At 40.6% G+C, this 23230-nt stretch carries 23 protein-coding genes and 1 tRNA gene; 5 read left to right on the top strand and 19 right to left on the bottom strand.

What is annotated here, in order from left to right; genetic code table 11:
- The 5 genes from pheS to thrS form a co-directional block, all read right to left on the bottom strand.
- On the bottom strand, window positions 1-977 hold a 977-nt coding region (pheS, locus tag QZ488_RS15405), incomplete at its 3' end, for a phenylalanine--tRNA ligase subunit alpha (protein WP_293750366.1).
- Between the two features lie 420 nt (window positions 978-1397).
- A complete protein-coding gene (rplT, locus tag QZ488_RS15400; RefSeq protein WP_007636426.1) occupies window positions 1398-1754 on the bottom strand; it encodes a 50S ribosomal protein L20 in 357 nt (118 codons plus the stop codon).
- Between the two features lie 17 nt (window positions 1755-1771).
- Window positions 1772-1969: a 50S ribosomal protein L35 gene (gene rpmI, locus QZ488_RS15395; protein ID WP_235310366.1), complete on the bottom strand. Its 198-nt coding sequence runs from the start codon at window positions 1967-1969 to the stop codon at window positions 1772-1774.
- 116 nt (window positions 1970-2085) lie between these two features.
- On the bottom strand, window positions 2086-2613 hold the full coding sequence (gene infC / locus QZ488_RS15390; protein WP_293750359.1) for a translation initiation factor IF-3: 528 nt from the start codon (window positions 2611-2613) through the stop codon (window positions 2086-2088).
- A 38-nt stretch (window positions 2614-2651) separates the two neighbouring features.
- On the bottom strand, window positions 2652-4565 hold the full coding sequence (gene thrS / locus QZ488_RS15385) for a threonine--tRNA ligase (protein WP_293750357.1): 1914 nt from the start codon (window positions 4563-4565) through the stop codon (window positions 2652-2654).
- A gap of 178 nt (window positions 4566-4743) precedes the next feature.
- On the opposite strand from thrS, the gene QZ488_RS15380 reads away from it, so the two are divergent.
- The 4 genes from QZ488_RS15380 (at window position 4744) to QZ488_RS15365 (ending at window position 8200) form a co-directional block, all read left to right on the top strand.
- Complete coding sequence (locus QZ488_RS15380) at window positions 4744-5385, top strand: START domain-containing protein (protein WP_293750355.1); 642 nt, start codon at window positions 4744-4746, stop codon at window positions 5383-5385.
- Between the two features lie 92 nt (window positions 5386-5477).
- Window positions 5478-6338 carry a fructosamine kinase family protein gene (locus QZ488_RS15375; RefSeq protein ID WP_293750353.1) on the top strand — a complete coding sequence of 287 codons (861 nt, stop codon included), beginning with the start codon at window positions 5478-5480 and terminating at the stop codon, window positions 6336-6338.
- A gap of 108 nt (window positions 6339-6446) precedes the next feature.
- A complete protein-coding gene (locus QZ488_RS15370) occupies window positions 6447-7190 on the top strand; it encodes a pteridine reductase (protein WP_293750351.1) in 744 nt (247 codons plus the stop codon).
- Between the two features lie 17 nt (window positions 7191-7207).
- Window positions 7208-8200, top strand: coding sequence for a DUF3080 domain-containing protein (locus QZ488_RS15365; protein WP_293750349.1), 993 nt, complete (start codon window positions 7208-7210; stop codon window positions 8198-8200).
- A 5-nt stretch (window positions 8201-8205) separates the two neighbouring features.
- On the opposite strand, the gene QZ488_RS15360 is transcribed toward QZ488_RS15365, so the two are convergent.
- Genes QZ488_RS15360 through QZ488_RS15345 form a run of 4 tightly spaced genes read right to left on the bottom strand, consistent with a single transcriptional unit; the run spans window position 8206 to window position 13443 of the window.
- The gene (locus QZ488_RS15360) at window positions 8206-9930 is read right to left on the bottom strand and encodes a GMC oxidoreductase (RefSeq protein ID WP_293750347.1); all 1725 of its coding nucleotides are present in this window, start codon (window positions 9928-9930) and stop codon (window positions 8206-8208) included.
- Between the two features lie 27 nt (window positions 9931-9957).
- The gene (locus tag QZ488_RS15355) at window positions 9958-11505 is read right to left on the bottom strand and encodes a patatin-like phospholipase family protein (protein ID WP_293750345.1); all 1548 of its coding nucleotides are present in this window, start codon (window positions 11503-11505) and stop codon (window positions 9958-9960) included.
- Complete coding sequence (locus tag QZ488_RS15350) at window positions 11498-12370, bottom strand: acetoacetate decarboxylase family protein (protein ID WP_293750343.1); 873 nt, start codon at window positions 12368-12370, stop codon at window positions 11498-11500. Before QZ488_RS15350 ends, QZ488_RS15355 begins: the two co-directional genes overlap by 8 nt.
- Complete coding sequence (locus QZ488_RS15345) at window positions 12367-13443, bottom strand: hypothetical protein (RefSeq protein ID WP_293750341.1); 1077 nt, start codon at window positions 13441-13443, stop codon at window positions 12367-12369. The genes QZ488_RS15350 and QZ488_RS15345 overlap by 4 nt, the downstream gene beginning before the upstream one ends.
- Window positions 13444-13756: 313 nt before the next feature.
- Here QZ488_RS15345 and QZ488_RS15340 point away from each other — a divergent pair.
- A tRNA-Val gene (locus tag QZ488_RS15340) sits at window positions 13757-13833 on the top strand.
- A gap of 184 nt (window positions 13834-14017) precedes the next feature.
- Here the strand turns inward: QZ488_RS15340 and QZ488_RS15335 are convergent.
- The 10 genes from QZ488_RS15335 to QZ488_RS15290 all read right to left on the bottom strand — a co-directional run.
- On the bottom strand, window positions 14018-14620 hold the full coding sequence (locus QZ488_RS15335; protein ID WP_293750339.1) for a PEP-CTERM sorting domain-containing protein: 603 nt from the start codon (window positions 14618-14620) through the stop codon (window positions 14018-14020).
- A 184-nt stretch (window positions 14621-14804) separates the two neighbouring features.
- Window positions 14805-15023 (bottom strand): hypothetical protein, encoded by a 219-nt coding sequence (locus tag QZ488_RS15330; protein WP_293750337.1) that lies wholly within the window; start codon window positions 15021-15023, stop codon window positions 14805-14807.
- A gap of 70 nt (window positions 15024-15093) precedes the next feature.
- The gene (locus QZ488_RS15325) at window positions 15094-15792 is read right to left on the bottom strand and encodes a hypothetical protein (RefSeq protein WP_293750335.1); all 699 of its coding nucleotides are present in this window, start codon (window positions 15790-15792) and stop codon (window positions 15094-15096) included.
- A 29-nt stretch (window positions 15793-15821) separates the two neighbouring features.
- Window positions 15822-17216 (bottom strand): terminase large subunit, encoded by a 1395-nt coding sequence (locus QZ488_RS15320; RefSeq protein ID WP_293750333.1) that lies wholly within the window; start codon window positions 17214-17216, stop codon window positions 15822-15824.
- Window positions 17213-17563 carry a hypothetical protein gene (locus tag QZ488_RS15315; protein WP_293750331.1) on the bottom strand — a complete coding sequence of 117 codons (351 nt, stop codon included), beginning with the start codon at window positions 17561-17563 and terminating at the stop codon, window positions 17213-17215. Before QZ488_RS15315 ends, QZ488_RS15320 begins: the two co-directional genes overlap by 4 nt.
- Window positions 17564-17952: 389 nt before the next feature.
- The gene (locus tag QZ488_RS15310; protein WP_293750329.1) at window positions 17953-18852 is read right to left on the bottom strand and encodes a hypothetical protein; all 900 of its coding nucleotides are present in this window, start codon (window positions 18850-18852) and stop codon (window positions 17953-17955) included.
- Window positions 18849-21242 (bottom strand): hypothetical protein, encoded by a 2394-nt coding sequence (locus QZ488_RS15305; protein ID WP_293750327.1) that lies wholly within the window; start codon window positions 21240-21242, stop codon window positions 18849-18851. The genes QZ488_RS15310 and QZ488_RS15305 overlap by 4 nt, the downstream gene beginning before the upstream one ends.
- Before the next feature lie 3 nt (window positions 21243-21245).
- On the bottom strand, window positions 21246-21467 hold the full coding sequence (locus QZ488_RS15300; protein ID WP_293750325.1) for an AlpA family phage regulatory protein: 222 nt from the start codon (window positions 21465-21467) through the stop codon (window positions 21246-21248).
- Between the two features lie 57 nt (window positions 21468-21524).
- Entirely contained in the window at window positions 21525-21950 is a 426-nt protein-coding gene (locus QZ488_RS15295; RefSeq protein ID WP_293750323.1) for a hypothetical protein, read from the bottom strand.
- Window positions 21943-23230 (bottom strand): tyrosine-type recombinase/integrase (locus QZ488_RS15290; RefSeq protein WP_366509046.1); only part of this gene is annotated, 1288 nt, incomplete at its 5' end. The genes QZ488_RS15295 and QZ488_RS15290, both read right to left, overlap by 8 nt.

The raw sequence follows: 23230 nt of genomic DNA, 5'->3' as shown, positions 1-23230 counted from the left end.
TTAAATTGCTTAAGGAAACGAAGATCGTTTTCAAAGAAGGCGCGTAAATCATTTACTTCGTAACGCAACATAGTTAAACGTTCTACGCCCATACCAAAGGCAAAACCTGTATACACTTCAGGGTCAATGTTGACTGATTTCAGTACATTTGGATGTACCATGCCGCAGCCCAAAACCTCTAACCATTTACCATTTTTACCCATTACATCAACTTCTGCAGAAGGTTCGGTAAAAGGGAAATAGGAGGGGCGAAAACGAACTTGTAAGTCTTGTTCAAAAAAATTGTTTAAAAAGTCGTGCAAAATTCCTTTTAATTCAGCAAAACTCACGTTTTTATCCACCATCAAACCTTCAACCTGATGAAACATAGGTGTATGAGTTTGATCATAATCATTACGGTACACACGACCAGGTGAAATGATCCGAAGTGGAGGCTGCTCTACTTCCATGGTGCGAATTTGCACACCTGAAGTTTGAGTACGCAACATCACATCAGGATTAAAATAAAAAGTATCGTGGTCTGCGCGGGCTGGATGATTCGCAGGAATATTTAAAGCATCAAAGTTATGAAAGCCGTCTTCTACCTCTGGACCTGTTTTAACGCTAAAACCTAATTCACTAAAAAAACTTTCAATACGATTGATGGTGCGGGTGACTGGGTGTAGACCACCTCTACTTTGTCCTCGACCAGGCAGTGTCACATCAATAGTTTCACAGGCCAACTTTTGATTAAGCTCTTGGGTTTGTAATAACTGCCCTTTAGCATGGATCAACTGTTGAATTTTCTGTTTGGCCTGATTAATTTTTTGACCTGCAGCAGGGCGTTCTTCATTAGATAGTTTGCCTAAACCTTTAAGTAGCTCAGTCATCCGACCTTTTTTACCCATAAAATCAACGCGCACGGCGTCAAGAATATTGACATCCGTTGCGGCATTAATTTGCTCTTCTGCTTCACTGATTATGCCATCAAGATCCATTGTGTCCCCGAAATTGAATATAAAAATATGGCCTTGATTCAACGACTTGGTTTAAGTCTAAGGCTATTTAAAAATAGCCGGTAATTCTACACGAAAGCGATACTTTGAGGCTAGATACAATTGCCACAAAGTCAGCCTATTTGACAATTATCTGAACCAAACACTCAATTACCGGAAAATTTTTGTCAAAAAACGATATTTGTTAGTGGTTGTCGACTGAATATGATGACTGGGATTGTGTAACTGCGACCTTTTTGAGTCTGGAATAACAAAGGGGAAATTGGAAGTACCTGTTAGTGTTGACCAAAAGGCTGGTTTATCTTTTAAATTTAACAAAGAAAAACGGCGAGCATCATGCTCGCCGTTTCCTGAAAGAACTTAAGACTATTTATTAAAAAATCTAGCTAAAAAGCTAAAAAATTAAGCTAATGCACCTTTAGCTGCATTTACTAATGCAACAAATGCATTTTTATCATGTACCGCTATGTCGGCTAAAATCTTGCGATCGATTTCAACAGAGGCTTTCTTCAAACCATTGATGAAACGGCTGTAAGATAGGCCATTTTGACGTGAAGCAGCATTTATACGTGCAATCCATAATTGACGGAATGTACGTTTCTTGTTGCGACGGTCACGATAAGCATATTGACCAGCTTTAGTTACTGCCTGAACAGCAACACGATAAACTCGACTACGAGCTCCATAATAGCCTTTGGCTTGCTTCAGTACCTTTTTGTGACGGGCACGTGCGACAACACCGCGTTTTACTCTTGCCATATTCTAAGTCTCCTGTTTTAAACGTAAGGTAACATGCGTTGAATCAACGCAGTGTCGGCCACATGGGCCAGTTTTTTGCCACGTAAGTGACGTTTACGCTTAGAACTCTTCTTGGTCAAAATGTGACGCAAGTGAGACTGTTTACTCTTGAAACGACCTGAAGCAGTTTTCTTAAAACGCTTGGCAGCTCCACTGTGGGATTTCATTTTAGGCATTGCTAAAACTCCGCATTGTTAATGATTTATCGTGTTGCAGACACTCAAAATCTAAGTTACATATTTAGCAGCAAGGTGAGAACGGATGCAGAGTCCGAACTACTTGTAGACCTTAACTACTTCTTAATCGGGGCAAGTACCATGATCATCTGACGACCCTCTACCCTATGTGGGAAAGATTCGCAGTTGGCAATGTCTTCTAAATCCGCGCGAACGCGTTTAAGTTGTTCAATGCCAATTTCTTGGTGTGCCATTTCACGTCCACGAAAACGTATCGTTACTTTGGCCTTGTCTCCCGCTTCTAAAAAGCGACGCAGGTTGCGCAGTTTTACCTGGTAATCGCCTTCATCAGTGCCAGGGCGAAACTTAATCTCCTTGACCTGAATTTGTTTCTGTTTTTTCTTTTGCTCTTTAAGTGTCTTGCTTTTTTCAAACAAGAACTTACCGTAATCCATTACTTTACATACTGGCGGCTCAGCATTAGGGCTAATTTCAACCAAGTCTAAATTGGCTTGCTCAGCGGTGTCCATGGCTTCTGTAATAGACACTACGCCTAAAGGTTCACCATCTTTACCAACTAAACGTACTTCATTTAATGTAATTTCTTCGTTGATTCGAGCTTTGTTCGAATCTTTAGCCTTCATGTTAGCGCTTTTAATATGTTGTTCCTCCGCAAAATTAATCAGATATGTTTGTTGTCAACTTCTAACATGGTTTTAGCGATAAATGCCTCTATAGACATTTTACCAAGGTCATCACCTTTGCGTGAACGCACGGCAATTTCACCACTTTCCATCTCTTTATCGCCAACAACAAGCAAGTATGGGACACGCCTCAGCGTGTGCTCGCGGATCTTAAAGCCTATTTTCTCATTTCTCAAGTCCGACTTGGCCCTAATTCCACTTTCTTTTAGCATTTTGACTACTTTTTTCGAATAATCGCCCTGTTTATCAGTAATATTCATCACAATGGCTTGAGTCGGTGCCAACCAAAGTGGAAACAGACCAGAATATTCTTCAATTAAAATACCAATAAAACGCTCTAAAGAACCTAAAATGGCTCTGTGGATCATAACAGGTACTTTTCGCTCTCCATCTTCGGCGACATAAGTTGAACCAAGGCGGCCAGGCATAGAGAAATCGAGTTGTACTGTACCGCATTGCCAAGCTCTATCTAAGCAATCATGTAAAGTGAATTCAATCTTCGGACCATAGAAAGCTCCTTCGCCTGGAAGATACTGAAACTCGATACCTTTAGAGGTTAATGCTTCTGCTAATTCTTTCTCAGCTTTGTCCCAAACTTCATCACTGCCCACTCGCTTTTCTGGGCGAGTAGAAAGTTTGACTGAAATACTCTCGAAACCAAAAATCTTATAGATTTCGTAAACTGAATCGATACAACCACCTACTTCAGCCAACACTTGTTCATCGGTACAGAAAATATGTGCATCATCTTGAGTAAACCCACGAACACGCATTAAGCCATGTAACGCGCCGGATGGTTCGTTTCTATGACAACAGCCAAATTCAGCCATACGTAAAGGCAAGTCACGATAAGACTTTAAACCTTGGTTGAAAATCTGCACATGACCTGGACAGTTCATAGGTTTAATCGCATATTCACGTTTTTCTGAAGTAGTGGTGAACATATTCTCGGCATATTTATCCCAATGACCAGACTTTTCCCATAAGGTACGGTCCATCATCAACGGCGCTTTCACTTCTTGATAATCATATTCACGCAATTTGCCACGGATAAATTTCTCTAACTCAGTATAAATACTCCAGCCATCATTGTGCCAAAACACCATACCAGGCGCTTCTTCTTGCCAATGAAATAAATCTAAAGCTTTACCAATTTTACGGTGATCGCGCTTTTCTGCTTCTTCTAGTCTGTTTAAATAAGCTTTGAGTTGTTTTTTATCAGCCCAAGCTGTGCCGTATACGCGCTGCAACATCTTGTTGTCGCTGTCACCTCGCCAATACGCACCCGCTACCTTCATTAATTTGAAATGCTGACAAAAACGCATATTAGGCACATGAGGGCCACGGCACATATCGATATATTCTTCGTGATGATACAGGCCAGGTTTGTCGTCTTTGTCTATGTTTTCGTCAAGGATCTGTATTTTGTATGACTCACCTCTGACTTCAAAAGCATCTCTGGCTTCTTGCCAAGTCACTACTTTCTTCACTACGTCGTAATTAGTTTTTGCCAATTCCAACATACGTTTTTCAATTTTAACAAGATCTTCATCATTCAATGAGTGCTCCATGTCAATATCGTAATAAAAACCGTTATCGATAGTTGGACCAATTGCCATTTTTGCATCTGGATATAGTTGCTTAATTGCGTGACCGATTAAGTGAGCACAAGAATGACGGATAATTTCTAATCCATCGTCATCTTTGGCGGTGATAATTTGCACCTGAGCATCGTTTTCAATTAAGTCGTGTGCGTCAACACGCACACCATCGACTTTGCCCGCGATTGTGGCTTTGGCTAAACCAGGGCCAATATCAGTGGCTACATCAGATACAGATACAGCATTTTCAAATTGGCGTTGGCTGCCATCGGGAAGAGTAATTACGGGCATATCAGAATCCTTATGCAGTGGTGACACCTACCAAGCGCCACATGCGAATGTTGAGAGTCGGCTTTAATTGAAAACCGATTGATAAAAATAAAAAACACCCAAAAAAGGGTGCTTTGAAAAAAGAAGCTCTGCTACCATCAGAACTTATAGGGTTATTATAACGAGATAAGGTTTAGTGATGCAATGCCAAGCAATAAAAACAGCTGTTTACTTAATAACCTTAGTGACGTTATTAAACAGTAATAACGGCTGGGCAGAAGATTGGAAGCTAGAAAAACAAAAAAAGAATGTCAGTATCTATAGCAAGAAAAACGATTCCGGCTTTAAACAGATATTGGTTAAAACTACTGTCGATGCTAATCCATATGCATTAGTTGCCTTGCTTGATGATGTGACGTTTTCCCCGCAGTGGATACACAATTGCCTTGAGGTAAAAGTACTGGAAGAAATATCACCAACAGAACGCTTGGTTAATAGTTTCTTTGCTGCGCCATGGCCAGTAAAAAATCGTGACATGGTGTTTCTTTCTTCAACCACAATTATTGACGGTGTGGTTCAAATTGAAATATCCGATAGAGGCAATACAACACCACACAACTCAAAATATGTGCGTATGCAAAACATGCATGGAATATGGAAAGCCATTCAAATTGAAAATGGAAAAAGTGAAATTACCTACACAGGAGGAGGTAACCCAGGTGGCAACTTACCTACTTTTATTGCCAACAAAGAATTGATTAGCTCGATGTTTAAAACCTTTCAAAATTTAAACAAAGTGATCTTAATTGATGAGTACCAGCCAATCAACATTCCCAATTAATATAAAAACCTCACTATAAAGAACTTAATCGACCATACAATTTTGATAGTTACACCATAATTAGCCAATGACATGCTTAACAAGGCCTGAACATGTGGCACTTTATTAGTGAACAAATCAGTGAGTGTATACAACAAGATTTCATCTGCGATGACATTCGTCAAGTTAATGCTGGAGACAGTCATCAAGCCTTTATAATATCAGATGGTAAACAGCGTTTTTTTGTTAAAACCAATGGAAAAATACAACTGGCCAATTTTAAGGCGGAAGCAGAAGGCTTAGATCACTTAAGCAGTCCAACTCTATTTAAAGTCCCCAAGGTTATTTGTATGGGTGTAGTGTCCGATCATAGCTTTTTGGTCTTAGAACATCTTGCTATGAGTGAAGGAGACGAAAAAACCTGGTTTCACTTTGGACAAAACTTGGCAAAATTACATAAAAACCACACACAACAAATGTATGGCTGGCAAGAAGACAATTTTATTGGCCTTACTCCGCAATCTAATCTCTGGCAAAAAAAATGGAGCTGTTTTTTTGCCGAACAACGTATTGGGTTTATGCTGCAACTCTTATCTGAAAAAGGTCATGTTTTAGCTAATATTGAGGGTGTAGTGAAATCGATTAAACGTTTGCTCATAGGGCATAACCCTACTCCATCTATGTTACATGGCGACCTTTGGCAAGGTAATGCCGGTTTCCATAAAAATCAGCCTGTATTGTATGATCCTGCGTTTTATTATGGTGATCGCGAGACCGACTTAGCTATGACAGAATTATTTGGCCGATTCCCTGATAGTTTTTATAGCGGTTATGATGAGATTTGGCCGATTGAATCCGACTATCAATATCGCAAACCTATATATCAACTTTACCATGTATTAAATCATGCGTTACTTTTTGGAGGTCAATATATCGAGAGTGCAAAAATAACGCTAAAAAACTTAGATTCCTAGTTTTGATTAGGAAAATCTATGGGATATTTATCTTTGTGATTCATGCCCCCTATTCTTTAACATCGTTCAGATATATCCTTAACTTTTAATCGCTTAAGTTTGAGTAAAATGGAAAACAAAATCACCCTCATTACAGGTAGTGCCAAAAGAATTGGTGCGCATACAGCAAAATATTTACATTCCTTTGGCTCAAACATTGTTGTGCATTGCAATCAGTCTAGGTTAGAAGCAGAAAAGCTGTGCCTAGAACTCAATCAAATTCGGCCAAAGTCAGCAATGTTGGTGCAAGGCGATTTATCCGATTTATCTTGCATCGAACGGATCGGCCAACAAGCAATTGATTCATATGGTCGATTAGATGTATTAATTAACAACGCCTCTTCATTTTATCCCACTCCGATAGGCACGATTACTGAAAACGACTGGCAGAGCCTTGTTGGCAGCAATATGCAAGGACCATTATTTTTATCCCAATATTGTGCAAAAGCGTTAGCACAAAATACTGGCGTCATTATTAATATGGTAGATATTCATGCTGCAAGACCATTAAAAGACCACACACTTTATTGTATGGCAAAGTCAGCGCTAGTCACTATGACTCAATCTTTGGCGTTAGAATTAGCCCCTGACATTCGTGTTAATGGTGTAGCCCCAGGCGCAATATTGTGGCCTGAAATGCAAATAAATGATGATGATAAACAACAAATCCTCAATCAAGTCCCTGCCCAGCGACTCGGTACAATGCAAGATATCGCTCATGCCATTAAATTTTTAATTGAAGCCTCCTATGTGTCTGGGCAAATAATCGCTGTTGATGGGGGACGCAGTATTTCTTCATATACGAAGGGGTAATAATAGTGAGAGATTGCTTGTTTATTCTATTAGTGATGTTCACAACAGTTGGTTGTCACAACAAGCAATCGCTGCAAAGTCATATAGAAGAATACCAAGAGCGAATGGCAAACGTTTTGGATGTTGCAAACCAAAACAGCCTAAAAACCAGTTTGCCGCCCTATCCTTCCATCAAAGATTTAAAACAAAACCTTCCTGTTACCACAATTAAACTTTTTGAGTTTTATACTCTTAAACATTGTGAATTATATTCACTCGTTGCTGAACGCAACACTTCTCTTGGCAACCTTCAATTACCTTCTACTCGATATATTTATGAAAGGCATTTAATCGATGCATTAAATCAATGTCTGATAGACACTTTAGAGCCAAAACTACAGGAGAAACTAACAGAATGGCAACAAGTTAAAACCGAACAGTTACCCTTAGTTTGGGCTGACTTAATGCAACTTAGCAGCGAAACGAAATATGGATTCAGCACAAACGTTGGATTAGTAGAAGGCAACGAACGTGATGGACTAAGTCAAATCAAAGAGACTTTAAGTTATTTGCTACAATTAAACCAAAATGAACAAGTTAATAGCGCAGCACTAGAGCAACACCTGCAAACCCTAATGAACAATCCACTGCCAGCTAAGTTATGGTTAAGCCAGAGAGTATTAGCTGACAACTTACAGCACTCCACCAAATGGCTTTTACAAAATACACAGAGCCTTCAATGTTCAGGAAACGCCTCAAACAAAAAAATGGAATATCTGACTAACGTTTTTCAGCAATTTTTCATCGAAAAAATTCAGCCCATCGCTAGTCAGATAAATCATTATCAATACCAACTGGGGCCTATTTTCGAAAACATGACGGCAAACCTTTATTTATCACCAAGTTTTAAAGATTATATCAAGCAATTTCATCAACAAGGTTTTGAAAACTATCAAGCTGAAATGCAACAACACATACAATTTTGGCAAAGCCTATTTAAACGGTGCAATATAAAACCAGGCCAACGTTAGTTAGCCTATAAATCACCATTTGGATTTGGCTCGATACCTGTTATGCCTTCTGCCACTCGCTCTGACAGTGCAGAAATAGTCGCTACAGGGTTAGCACCTACGGCAGTAGGTAACAAAGAACCGTCTGCAACATATAAGCCCTTATAATTAAAGACTTGACCGAAAGTTTCCTTACTAGCGCTAGTCACTCCTACTTCTGGACTGTCAGCTAATTTACACCCTCCTAAAGCGTGCACAGTTACGTTACTTTTTAGTGGCCAGAAAAAATTTGGCATGGGTAAAAATGCCTTGGCATTTGCCCAGCGTGTAAATCGTTTGCCCATATCCATAATCGCATTATACAGAGGTTGATTTTGCTTAAACGGCCATTCAAGATTAAGAAAACCGTGTTTATCTAACTTCATTTTACCCGCACTATTATCAATCCCCATACACAACAATACAGATGTAGTGTAAGCCGCATCATTTTTAAGTAACTCACGAAATGCATAACCTACCCGTCCAGTTTTGATACCTCTCACGAATCGTTTAAAAAGCATATTTAAGGTACGAATCAAGCCAGATATTTGTAAAACCCCCGGCTTTAAACCTTCGGTATACCAAGAGGCAAAATTAGGAAAACTAGCGTCTTCTAATATATAAGCTTCACCAGGCTTAAAATCTTGATACAAGTTGTAATCTATTTTTTGAGTGATCACTGGGCCATAATTAGGGTCAGCAGGTTTTTCACCATCGATCACAAACGATAAAAAATCGCCATTTCCAGAAAAGTGCCGTCCCAAATTTTGATTAATATTGGGTAACGTTTTAAACACTTCACGGCAACGTAATAGCAATTCATTGGTGCCTAGAGTTCCTGCTGAAACTATGACTCTTTTACTTGTTGCGGATACTTCATGTTTATTGTTATTTAAATCGAGCCAGATCACTTTGTAACCATACTCACCATTGATAGTTGGATCTTCCTCCCCAGCGCTATTTAGCGGTACAATTTTTTCCACCAGCGTCATGGTGTTGATTTTTGTTTGATAATCATTTTCAGCCACAAACAAGTAATTTAAATCTGTAGTGTTCTTAGAGTGAGTATTGCACCCCACATCACACTCAGCGCAATACACACAGGATGTTTGTACTGCACCATAACGATTTTTTTCCTGTACACCTATATCTGTTGGTTGGTTAAAATCATTGCCAAAAAACACATTAATATCGACTAATTCAGATTCTCTGCCATCACTTTTAGCAAATTGCTCAAACAATTGTGTACGCACTACTTCTCGTCTAGGTGCGCTCTGGTCGGGAATGGGCCTGGCACCTAAAACCGATTTAGCGGTTTGGTAATATGGTTGAAGTACGTCTTTTTTGCAGCTATCAGGCCAGTTATGATCAAAAATATGCTCAGGCGGCTCTAAAAATACATTCGCATATATAAGTGAACCGCCACCTAACCCCGCACCAACAACAGCATCCATATGTTCAAAGCTGCGAATATCAAACAATCCAAACATCTCTTTACTGCCAGTATTTTTAGGATTTTCCTGTTTTTCCCTAACCACATTCCAAAAGTTATTCGACATATCGTGAGGGGTGCGAGGAAAACTGCCCATGGGGTAACGTTTCCCTCTTTCTAAAACTAATACTTTACCTGGCCATTTTTTAGCTAAACGACAAGCGTTAATGGCACCACCAAACCCACTACCAATGACAATTGCTTCGTAATCTAATTGCATACTCTTTTCCTTCCTTTCCAAGCAGTATTAACTGGTTTTTACATAGCTATCCCACAGTTCTCCCATAAAAAACTGCCCAAATTTCGCAACCGTCGCCACTTTGTCGGTATTTGATTGAGCGTTAATAACAGTCACTGTTGAAACTAGTTTTAATAAGTCTTTAACCCCTAAACTTAGAATACCAGCTCCTATAACTGGGCCATTTTTATCATTGCCTTGATGTAACTGAGTAAACAAAGTTGTAGTGTCTGTCCAAAGATCAAATCCAGGATCATCTCTTACTTCTTTTTTTCCCGCTAAATAATATTCCTTTCCTTCATGGCTAAATCCCAATTCATAAACCATTAACTTCATCTGCGGTTGCCCATTTGGGTAAAACAAATTAAACACGCCTTTATCAGCTACCATGCCCATACCCATTGGCTCAAAATCAATGTTTCCTGATAATCGACCAGTGTGATGTGGGTCGTTCACAAAACCGTCCATATCATCAATATCAACTTGAGCGTGCATAGCTAACTCTAAGCCTTTGCGTTTACCTAGGTTGTTACCTTGCTTAGGATCTTCAGCACCTAAACAAAAACCACCAGCCATAGTTTCTTTAAATTGAATACCAAGAGTCGTTTCTGTCATAACGGTTATATGAGGTTCAAAAGGAACCCCCTCCTGTGTTTTGTGGATTAAATAAAATTCGGCATCGTGACTACCCATCTCAATTAATTGTTGATGAGTAACATGACCTGTATATAAATCGGGATCGAGAGGTAAAGGTGAAGCGGGTTTAACTAAATGCAGCCTAATGGGATGTTCATGCCCGTACACTACCTCTCCTTGTTTGATACGCTGATTGATATCATCGATTTGTGTCAACTCTTTATGCAGCGCAGCATTAGCACTCATTTCTAACATCTGTACATAACTATTTATTACCCCGGTCCGATAACGAGGGATATTCGCCAAAATCCAAATAAGCCAGATTTCATTGGAGCCGCGCTTAACCGCTTCAATTAAATTGGCGTCTTGCACAAATCCAGAATCTAAATACACCTGCCCATCAATCGTTACCGGAGGAAAAACACCAGGCAAAGACATACCAGCAATTAAAAAGTCCTCAGAAATATCCTGATATTCAACCACTTGATTCATTTTCTTACTAAAATTTCCGACATTAAATGTCGCCTGCAGCCCCTCAGAGGCCCGGATCTTTTGTATATCAATACCTAAATGCAGAAAAACCTTAGTACGAAATGCTTCAGCGCTGCCAGAGCCAGTAAACTCTTTTAAATTAATCGCCTGTTTAAACGGTAAAAATGCCACTGTGTCGTGCATATCTAAACTAGCCCAACGCTCGCAGATATCGTCAATCTTTAAACCAGACAACAACATAGCCAGATTTAAGGCTCCGCCAGAAGTGCCATCCATATGTTGAAAAGTTAACCCCGACGCAAACAGGGTTTTAATGACGCCTGCAGCATAAGACAAACGCAAACCACCCCCTGGAATAATCAACGAACGCTTAATGCCAGCTTCTACAGCTGGCGCAACACCTTGAGGAACATGAGTCAATTCACTCATCAGGGATCTCTGCATTAGGTGGTGCCAACCACTCTTCACTTAAACTAAGAGCAACTACTGACTCTAATCCTTCTGGTGCTAGTTCAGGCAATTGTTCATGGCTTAAAAACCAGCTCTCTATATGATCATCCAAAATGCCATGTATAGAAGGCAAATACACAGTTGCCATACAGTCTTGAATATCTAATTGTTTTAACGTTTGTAACCTTGGATGGTCACCAATAACAAAACGGGCCTGAGCCTTACTAAATAAATTAAAGCCTGCTTTATTATCTAGAAAAATATCTGAACGCATCAGCATGCCTCGAAACGAACAATAATTTGAGGCTTTGACTTTGACGGGAAACCAGACCTTTTTAGGTAACTCGATTTCCACGTAAGTCACTAACTTTCCGTCTAAATCGTACTGACTACTGGCTTTTTCTGCTGTCACCTTAAAATCAAGGCTAGCCTGATGTTTAGGCATTCCCCAAATGCCTTTACCACCTTTCACCGATATTTCTGAAGACACAGGTAAATCAATCACATACTGGCCTGTTTTAAAAAAACTAGGCAACAAAGCAGGCAATAATCTCGGTGCTGGCTTTTTGCCATAAGTACAAGCTAACGCAATGCTGTACTCCACATATTTTCCAATAGTGGTTTCACGATAATCAATCACAGTGACCACCAATAATGCCTTGTTCCACAAACGGAATGGATGAATGCCTTGGGGTAAAAAGCGTTTAGCTTGCTGTAGATCACAGGGAAATATAGCCATCAAAGCAGGTGAATTAGTCGCACCTACTGGCAAGGTAAAGGGAATGCCATCTACTAAGGCTTTTTTACCGGTATATTCCTTAATGCGTTTAGGTAGAAAACTCATAAGCGCTCCGTATAATTTTCAACATAACGTGGGTTGCCTTTATTTAACTCATCGATAATGAAGGGAAAGGTATCTTTTGCCGTATTTTTACCCATAAATACATCTAGGTGCCCATATTCTGGGAAGAGTTTTAAAACATGAAAGTCAGCAGTAATAGCGGCAAAATAGTTGTAGCTTCGCCGTTGGCTCTCAGCTAAAAAGCATAGGTTTTTCTGCCCTGCACAAAACACAATACGGGCGCAGGTCTTAGGAACATATTGGGTAAAGTCTTGTGGTAAAACATTATCCAACTCGACCGAAATCAAATTTCCACGCTTAATGCTACGGGTAATTTGCGCAAAAAATCGCAAGGGTACAGCAGCAAACTCTTGACTAAGCCACTCATGAGTTTGCTCATTTAGATTGGTATGGGACCACAATGCGGGGCACCCACTACCGTAAGTAAAACTCACCTGTTTACACACAGGGTTATCACACTCATGATGCGTCAACATAACCATAGAATTAATTAACTTTGCCGCAAGAGTTGGTGCCTTAACTCCCCACTGAGGATTCAGATAATCGGTAATCAATTTAACTAAAGGCAACATGCAATAGAGTTTAAATTTAGACCAACTTGGCACTACGGGGTGCAAAGAAACCGCATTACTCACCACTGTAGTGACTTGCGGCAATAACCCCGCCACTAAAGACATGGTAAAACTGGTAGAACCTTGACAATGGATAATTGCTTTTAGTTGACGTTCTCCAGTGACCTCTAAGATTTTTTGTACCGCATAAGGATGATCATAAACCGCGGCTTGATCTAACGTCCAAAGCATAGGTTTAAAATCAATACTTGCCCGCCAGTTTTCTAACCAAACGTCATATCCTTGCTCTATCAAAACATCCACTATGGTCTGGTCTACCGGTGCTTGAAATATATTTGCCCTGACACCAGCGCCATGCACCACAATCACCGGACCTTTGCTTACATCATGGGGATTTTTAATGTTAATCAGATTCAGTTCTAAACCATCACCCGCTGTGAATGGGATGATAGTTTTAACTTGATTGGATGCCGTGTGTGTCAATTTTCACTCCTGAAAATATCAACCCAGATTTTACAGCAGGACATGTTTACAAAAACAGATGTCAGATCTGGTTTAAAGCCGTTGTTTGGAATGTTAAAAGCATAGTGGCAACTTACAAATTGTACAGTAATCGTACAAAATATAATTGTCTTACCTATTTAATACAACGATATATCTAGAAGAAAGCTAAGATTGTACGTTTGCTGCGCGATCACACTAAGTTAATCAAAAAAGGGCTTGCAGATAAATAGCCTCGTCGTTATTATACGCGCCGCTTCAACGCGCAGTATTTGCCGCGAAGAAGTAAATTAATACAACCGTAGCTCAGCTGGTTAGAGCACTACCTTGACATGGTAGGGGTCGGTGGTTCGAGTCCACTCGGTTGTACCAATTCTAAAGGGCTGTAGCCCGATTCAAAAATAAAATTCAATTATTTACCTCACCTAGTAAACAAGAAGTAAACATTAATCAAATTACCCCTGTTTGCATGCAAACATTTTCCTACACCTAAACAGCACGCAAAAAAAAAGCACCTACCGATTGGCAGATGCTTCTAGAATAGCTTTTAACTAAATTAAGATTTTTTCATAAATCTACGTGACGCTAAACCCATTAGGCCTAGCGCGAAGATGGCTAGGGTAGATGGTTCGGGTACGTCAGTTGCGCCAATCACTTCCCAAGCTCCAATCAATGTTGCGTTTGCTATATCTCTATCTCTATCCGCGGGGGCATATACGTTTCCACTTTGCGCTCCGTTTAATGCACTTGCATATGATGCAGCGTCAACATTCCAGCTTGCTTGTCCGCTAAATGCAAGTTCTCCAGCCGTAAACAACATTTTAGCGTCATTTGTAAATGAATACACATTTAAGCCTTTAGATCTAGATCTATAATGATTAAATAAAAGCGGAGTATTATTGCTAGCGTTGTTTGCACTGGTTAGATTGCCAGATATTAAGGTATATAATAGGGGTAACGCAGAATCAAAAAAATCTGCTAGATAAAATCCTTCAGAGTCACGACCGCTCACTGTGGCAAGTGATGTCCCTGATGTTGCAGTAAGGGTAATTGTGTTTTCAACACTCAAGTCTGCCAATAAAACCAATCCAGCATTAGCAAAGCTACTAACACCCAAAACCAAACTAGCAAAAGCCATTTTCAACATTTTATTATCCATTTGATATTCCTTTTAATCCCTTCCTTGGAAGGTAATTGCTAAAGTGATAATTCATCGTGTAATAAGCATAAAGCACCAAGCGCGCCAGAATTACTATATTCAATAATTACAATGAGTTAAGGGTTTTTAATAAATTTAATTTTCGAATGTGTAAAATAATCCGACACAAAATGCGTATAAAAAGTCAGTCGGCTTGATTCTGCTTAGCCACTCTATCCAAATCATTAACATTCTGCAGGCAAGCCACTAGAAACCTATCAAGCTGTTCAATCTCTTTTGGTTTCTTACCTATTGAGCGCATACGGGTTACAAAATCGCTTCTAATATCTACAGCTAAATCATTTTTAATTCGTGGCATTTTGTCGCCCTTGTTTAACATTAACCAAACTGTTTGCCTGCTCATAAACCACCTTTAAAAAAGAGCCGTTTAACCACGTTGCTCAGGTGTCATACCTTAGTGAGTAGCTAGGGCTTTAAACTTCAAATCGCATAGATTCAGCTTTTTTTACATCTTCTTTGCTTGCGATGATATTAACTAAGTCTTGTGTGTTGCCTAGCACCGCTTCATAAGCTTTAAAGTAAAAGTCTTGTGACTTCATGGCTTCATACGCTTCTGGATGGTGCTTACTCAATAGACCATCTCTTACAACTGAGTGCTGTTTATCATCAAGGCTGTAAAGCATTTTCGGATCACTTAGAAAAATGCCCGCTACATGTTCATTACTAGATAAGGTTTCGCGTAGTTCGCCATATTCCATGTTTTGTAAGCGTTCTCTGATTGCTTGGCTTCTAGGGTGGTCGCTGGTCTCGCCTTTGCTTTTCATGGTTGTAAATGCAGAATCGACTTTTACGCCGTTATCTTTGATTGTTTGAAATACCTTTTCACCGACTGAAAGCAAACGTCTTTCCGCATCTTTCGCCAACTTCGAGGCTAGGCGTACTTGATCCATCTTGGTTCGTGTTTGGTCAGAATATATTTTGTAAGCCTGTGAGCTTGCATGTGTAACGATGTCGGTTATCTCTGGTATTAAGTTATTAACTACAGGGAAACCACCTGCAAAACTGGCTATGCCTTTGCCCTGTGAATACATTTCCAGCTTTTCAAAGTTGGCCGCTCTTTCAATTTCTTTCTTGGATAAAACTTGTTTGTTTTTTGATGTTGTAATCTGCATGAATAAAGCCTCTTATGTGTTTTTTATAGTTAACAAATTAATCTGGATGCAATGGTGCGGTTGTCTTTTTGAGAGCCGAATACCAAAGCCCCTGCAACTACGTTGATCATGTCGTCGTGTTGACCTGGAGCATGGTCTATTCTTGGTTTCGTGGTGTTCTTGCGCTCTAAGCCTATTAGCTCGTCTCGCATCTGTTTGATGTCTGGTAACTCGACCCTTTGAGAATTTATAAGCGGTAATAACTCCCCATAAATAATTGATTTATCTTTCTTGCTTACTTGGTAATGTATGCCACGCTTTTTGAATTGATCTCTGACAAACTCACCTCCCCACGCATCACCTATCACTCGTGTGATCCTGTATGACTTGAGTAAAGCGCAAAACTCTGTCACCACTTGTTCGGGGCTAAATGGTGGCTTTACGCATCTAACAGCATCAACAATGGCAACGTTTGATTTAGTGTCCATGTGAGCAACTGCCATTGTCATTGCATCTTGTCCAGAGCCGCCTGCAGCATCAACAAAACCTACATAGCGATTGATTCTAGCCGGTGCTAACTCTATGCGGTCAGTGATGGTTACAGCTTCTACAGCTTCGCGGCTGATAAAGGATTCAACATCAGTTCTAAACTGTGCGCCATACTCTGCTGAGGCGCTGGCTGGGTCCTCTTTATATGCCTGCTCTATTACTGCAGGGTCTAAAGTAGGATTCATTAGGGCGGTTGGTGCTTGAGCAACTAGAATGCGCTTGCTGTCTTTACCAAAGTTGTCTCTATATGCGTCATATAAAACGCCGCGTCTAGCGTATGGACTAGACAAGGCTAATAGCTTACCGCCAAGGGTAGCCAATGACGGGCGCAAAGCGTTGATGATTTCTTTGTCAGGGTTAGCCCCATCTATCATCCAGAACGCCACTTCATCAGCGATAACACATGAGCACGTATAGCCCCTTGTGCGTCTGTGGCTGGCTGTGGTTATCTCAATAACAGAACGGTTGTTAAGCTCTAATGTCTCGGTTGTTTCGCGCAGCACCATCTGTTTAAGCATAGGGCATAACCCGACTAAACCTTTAATGTATCTGAACACTGAACGCGCTTGTTTGCGGTCTGCAGCAATGACCATAACAGTGCTTAATTCGCCTGCTGATAACTTTGCACTATGGTCATGAAAGAATGCTTCATATACGGCTATCAGGGCGGCTACTTGGCTTTTGCCACCTCTGCGCCCAACAACTAGCCATAGCTCTCTCATGGCCTGCTCAGGGGCTACTGTGCGCCCTGTTAGCTGTTGATATACTTCTAAGTCTTTCTCATCAAATGGCAGGCCGTAAAAGGCCTTGAGCAAGGTGCGCCAATTGTTAAAGCTATCATCACTGAACTGTTCACCGAATAGGTTAGGATCAAGTGATGCATCAACTATGTTCACTTAGCATCACCGCTAACATACTGGCTCAGGGATACGTCTTTTGCTTTACGCTGTAGGCCTAGCTTTGAATAGATACCGCTTAAAGAATTAGCCGCTTGAACCCATTGGCCAGTATCAAAATCAGCACCTTTAGCCAGCCTTAGCTCTTGCTGTTGCAGATGAAATTCAAGGAATATGGCGCGGTCTACTAATGCGCGTTGCTGGTAGCTCAATGACTCAACCCCGCCCAAGTCATCTGATAGTGATGTTTGGCGTTGTCGTAGCTCTTGAGCGACGGCTGTGCGTCCGTCTAAATCTCGTAGCCAGTTTGCTATATTATCCTTCTGCGGAATGTATTGCTTTTGCAATGTAACTGCCCCGTATATGCGCTGTATCTATGGAGTAATTATACGTTAATGTTTGCGAATGTTTGCGTTTGGCGTTATTTCAGAATGACACCCTTATGAATAAAGGCCTTTAGAATATAGGCCCCTACCTAATTAGGGTGCTTGCTGGTATGTTTTAAGGGGTAGGATGCGGTTTTTAGCTGATTTTTTATCCCGTTGTTTTAGCCGGTCTATTAAGACAATTAAGACAATTAAGACATTAATACACCCCCTCCACCCAAATAGAAGAGAAAAGGTATAGGTATAGTGTATTAGTGTCTTAATATATATAACAACTACTCTACAAGACAGGCTAACAAAGGCTTTGCGAGTTAAGACAATCTTGTATTAAAACGTCTTAAAATAGTTGCTTACCCGCTAAAACCTAACTGCTTGAGTGTACTAATCGCATCAACTCTTGCTTCACGTTGCTCAAACACTGCATCCTGAAACGTGTCCTCGTCAACATAACGATGAATCGCTGATAACAATATACGTTTTAGCGTTTCAGGTTTTAACGCTTCACACTGTGTTGTTCTATCGTCCGTAAACTGACGGCGAACATCCGTTATCTTTGGTGGTGATGTAGGCAAGTTGTACTCGTCGATATGCTCAGGCAGCACAGCAATGCGCTCAAAGCTCATGGTTACTCCACTATCAGCTTTTGCGAATGCGCTCACATCTTCAGCTAATGCTGTAAATATAGTTACACCGCTTGGATCATAGTCACCAATATGCAATACGCGAATATCCTGACCATCAGTGACTATTCGACTAAGTTCGCTTGCCATTACTTTTTTAGTAGATAACGAATCAAAACCACCACTACTAACAACTGGTATGGATAACTCTTTAACAAACCTCTCAAGCTGCGGAACCATACCGCCCGCTTCGCACCATACGACTAGGCGTGTTTTTTGGTCGCGCTGTTTATCAAGCTCTAAGTTTTCAGCACAATGAATTGTGGTTCTAATCCATTGGTCGTAGTTGTTATAACCAACCCAATTGAACGCGCTAAACCCATCATCCCTAATATCATCAAAACTAATAAAGCTAGCCCGCCTTGCTTTGTTCAAACACTCGCACAATGATTTATAGCTTTTTTCATCTTTGCCAATCACACCGCGAGCAACAAGCCGATAAAATATTTGCCTAATAGTTAATGGTAGATATTCCGCTTCTTCTTCCAAAATATCTTTAACCTGATTTACTATTCCAATTGCTTTTTTTTGTGGAGACCAATCTGCATAGCCTCTTGGGCGGCAACTCATAACGCACCCCCTTTGCAGATATGCGAGACTAATACCGCCTTACTTTGTACGCATTGGGACGCAACACCTTCTGATATGAGCGCATCAATCACAGCTTTTTGCTCATACAGATTTAACTTTGAATATTTTCGGCTCTTTGTGCCTAGCTGTGATTTATACACCATAGGGGATTTTTCAAAGATTACTCTAACTTGTTTTAGTGCCTGCCCTGTTGAGTGTAACCCGTCCATATTACCCTCATGAGCGGTCAAGGCTGCTGCTCTACGGTAAAGGCCTACGCGAATATTAAATGCCGTTTTAATGTCGCTGGCACTCATTACAAAGCGCTTATCAGACAAGGCTAACAATGCTGCTATTTTGATTGATTGTTCACCTAGCCTACCGCCCAATAGAGCATCTTTTCGCTTAATGGGTTCAGATAGCTTTTGGTCTAATCGCATAAACTCCTTAAAACCAGCTTGGCTAAATTTAATCTCGCATTCGGGATGACTCTTTACCCAAGTTATGAAGCTCACTAACTCATCTTCTGGCTCATAGACTAGCCCGTCATATACTTTTTGCGGTAATTCCTGTTCACCTACAAACATATTCCATCGGTTGTATGCGCCACTATCGGCCTGTTCACGTGTCATGGTTTCGAACATAGCCTCAGCGGTACTTGTAGCCAATATACTTAAGCGCGGGTTTTCAACTGGCTCATATTTGGTGGTAACTGCATGACCTGGCTCAATAACGGATAATGCCTTACTGTATGCCTGCATTAGATAACCAAGAGCGGCTTGTTTAGTTAAGTCTTTGTGGCTCAACCTTAGCCATTCTGCGAATTCATCAGATAGAAAGAACACTGAACGATTACCTTCTAAAATTTGATGAATACCTTGTGTACTAGCTGGGGCTGAATGCCTAAACCTAACGCTCGAGTCGTTTATCAATATGCCGCTCAAATGGTTAGATAAGGCAGCCTCGTTTGATTTTCTATCCAATATCTCAGCGGGTTTGCGTAAATCCTCTTTGCCGAAACCAGTCGGGGCTAGAATCATGTAATACTCGTTCAGACCTAAACCATCACGCGACTTGATCGTGATATTGGTTTGAGCAAAAGCCGTAAGTGTAGTTAGCGCCGTAAATCCAGCCGTAGCAACTGACGGATAGGTCATGCGGTTAAGGATAAAAACTTGTAGCTCACCTAATTGATAAGGCAAGTTAAGTAATTCTTGCGGGTAATCAGGTAAAGTAAAAACATTGTTAGTATCTTTTTTGGCTTCTACTGCTAGCACTTCAAAGTCATCAACACTAACTTTGTCCTTTTGCTCCATGTGTTCTTTTTGCCTGCTTTTCTGCCCATCAGGGTCAAGCTCATTAGCATAGTGAGCAACGCACTTACCAACATCGCCATTAAAGCCCAAGATGCAAATAACATCGAAAACATCAAGCGCATGGCCGTTATTGTTTAGGCTGGATAGTGGATCAGCTTCACCATGATGTGAATAGCAGCGTTCTTTGCCGTCATCACCCATCAATATCACTATTCCGGCTTTGCCTGAGCTGCTATGTGGTGATAGGTATTTTAAGCCTATTTTGCGGTTACCTTCGCTTTCTAGTACCGCTCTGAGATCGTAGCTATCACATACCAAATTTATTATGCTGTTATCCGCGTTTGCTGCTCTTGGCTTTGGTTTGGGCTTGGCTGCTTTTGTCAGGATTACTTCTTTTTTTTGGGCATCGTGAAACGCCCTCAGAGCATCCCTAATAAGCGGGTTATTATCATCTAGCGCATTGATCAAAGGCCTACTTTCAAGCTCGTCTATGTACTCGTAAGAGGCTGTTTCACTCACCTTGTTGGGTGCGAAAAACACTTGCTGCAGTCTGCTTTGTGCTTTGTCACTTTTATGTAGTTCAGTGAGTCCCTGAGCTATCATTGCGTAGCGCTCAAAGTCTATGGGCTGCTCTAATGGAATGACTACTTTCCATCTTTTACCAATCACTTCATGCTTAGGTAGTTCATGAGTACTAGACGTAAAAGCAAGATAGGCTAAATCACGCCGATCATATGTGGTTTTTATTTCTTGCTTTGTTTGGTCGTCGTCATCGTGATCTTGAACCAATGAATAAAACAAACTTTTTTGTGCCGTAGCTTTTGTCTTAGCATTCGCTTTATATGGTGTAAGAGCACTTGCATTGTCTTTTATTCCTACTGTTGGATTTCTAGCCATTTCTGCTAGATCTGCAAAACTTACAAACGTATTGGTGCTAGTGTTTTCTATTGTTTTGTAGATTGGTATTACCTTTTCATTAAGGCTATTATTACCTTGCTGATTAGATTCCATTTGCGTGTTGTCTGTTGGTAGAACCCCAGTTGGCGCTGGGGTTTGTTCTTTGTGGTAGCTCATAGATTAAGCCCCCATCTGCGATTCTTGCCACTTCAACAAGTCACCGCGACGATAACCAACACAACGCGAGCTAATACGTATCTTTGATGGGAAATTAGTGTCTCTTTCTCCAATTCTCCATAGGGTCACAAGTGAAACACCAAGCAAGGCTGCAGCCTGTTTTGTGCGTAACATTTCGTTTAGATGGTCTGATTTTTTAGATTCTGAAATTGTTGAATAGGTCATGATATTTCCGTTTGTTAAGAGTACAAACGGAATACTAGGGTTATACGCGCTGTGCTTTTACTCGGTTATATCCGCGCCTATTTCTTTAAACATTCGTTTGCCCGCTTCCTTCGCATAAGCTTTAATAGCCGAATAAATAGCTTGTTCGCTTCTATTGAATTTTTTAGCCGCACTTAATACTGCTTCATGATCACCCTGCCCTAAAATCAACTTAGCGTGTCTAACAAATTTAACTATGTCCTGATTCCTGACATGGTTAGATTCTTTAGCTGGAGAGTCTGGGAAACATTGATTTAGTGACACTCGGCCGTCTTTAGATGTTCTGTATTCGTTCGTCACGCTTTCTAGAAAACCATGTACAAAATCAAACAAATCACTTGGCACTTCTTCACCCTTTTTTATCAGTAACCTATATTCATCCAAAATGGTCACTCTAGCTTTTTTATCACCTCGTTGAGCTTTGACTAGTAATGATTTAAGCATTAACAGCATCCCCCACTGTGTCAAATGGACTATCAAAGTCGCCTGAGACAAACGCTAGCGCATTCTTACCAGCGTTGGCTGATAAATGGCCGTAATGGTCAGCGATCATTTTAGTGCTCTTGTGCCCTGCTAACTTTGCAATTTCAAAAAGTGGAACACCGCTTGAAGCCATCTTGCTGCAATAGTGGTGACGCAGGCTATAAAAGTCTATTTCAGTTTTAACACCGCCAAGGCGTAAAACCTTTTTCCAGTGTTTGCCATGTGTTTTCTTGTCCATTTGCTGGCCTGTTTGCATGTTTGGGAATACAAGGCCACTAGTTGGCTTGCCTAAAAACGTATGCCAATCATTTAATACTTTGGTAATCCCGTCGTCTAAAGGTAAGTCAACAGTGATTGGGTCATTGTGATGCAATGTTTTTCTTGGGGTTTTGATTAACCGTCTAAACTGCAGGTTCAACTCATTCCAGTTGAGTGAATATAGATCACCCGTTCTAAATCCTGAATATGCAGCCAATCTAAAGAAAGGATAAAACCAAACTGGTATAGGCCGATTCCAATTAGGCTTGTTTAATTTCTCGATACACTCAGCATTAAATAAGTTAGCACCCTTATTAATTCCAGCCAGTTCTTCATCAGTAAGCATGCGCCTTTTCTTTTTGTCTGAACCATCATTTTTAGCAAGCTTTTCTGCGGCCGTAGGTGGCGCTAACTTAAAGTTAGCTGTCGGGTCAACATCAAGGACTTCTTCTTCAACAGCATGCCGTAGCATTGTTCTGAGCGCGCCAAACGAGCGTTGAATAGTGGCGTGGCTTAAGCCTTTACTTTTCATGCCTAGCTGCCATGATTTTAAGTGCTGCTTGTTTATATCGCTCATAGGCCTATCAAACCAGTCTGAGAAATACCGCTTAATGAAACCAAGGTTATGCTTACCGTCGTCTAACTTATCTTCTTGGTGCAAGGTATAAGCACCATAAAAATATGAGCCTACGGTACTGCTTAAATTCTCAGCGTGTTTTATCTGGCGTTGCTGTAATTCTTTTTCTACCTCGGATAAAGGATCACCACCGACTTTAATGTTGCCACGATACTTAACAGCGAGATCAAAAGCTTCAATTCTGTCCTTAGTCCCGTCTATAAAGCGACCAAGGGTAATAACCTTACGCTTTTTAGCTAAGTCACTATAACGAAGTCGCCATGTACCGCCTGTTTTAGTCTTTTTGAGGTGAAAGCCTTTTATTTTAGTGCAGGATAATTCTTCTTGGTATAGCGCGTTTTTAATA

The sequence above is a fragment of the uncultured Paraglaciecola sp. genome (genome assembly GCF_913020055.1).
In the GTDB taxonomy this organism is placed as follows: domain Bacteria; phylum Pseudomonadota; class Gammaproteobacteria; order Enterobacterales; family Alteromonadaceae; genus Paraglaciecola.
This window is presented reverse-complemented; position numbering and strand designations above follow the sequence as displayed.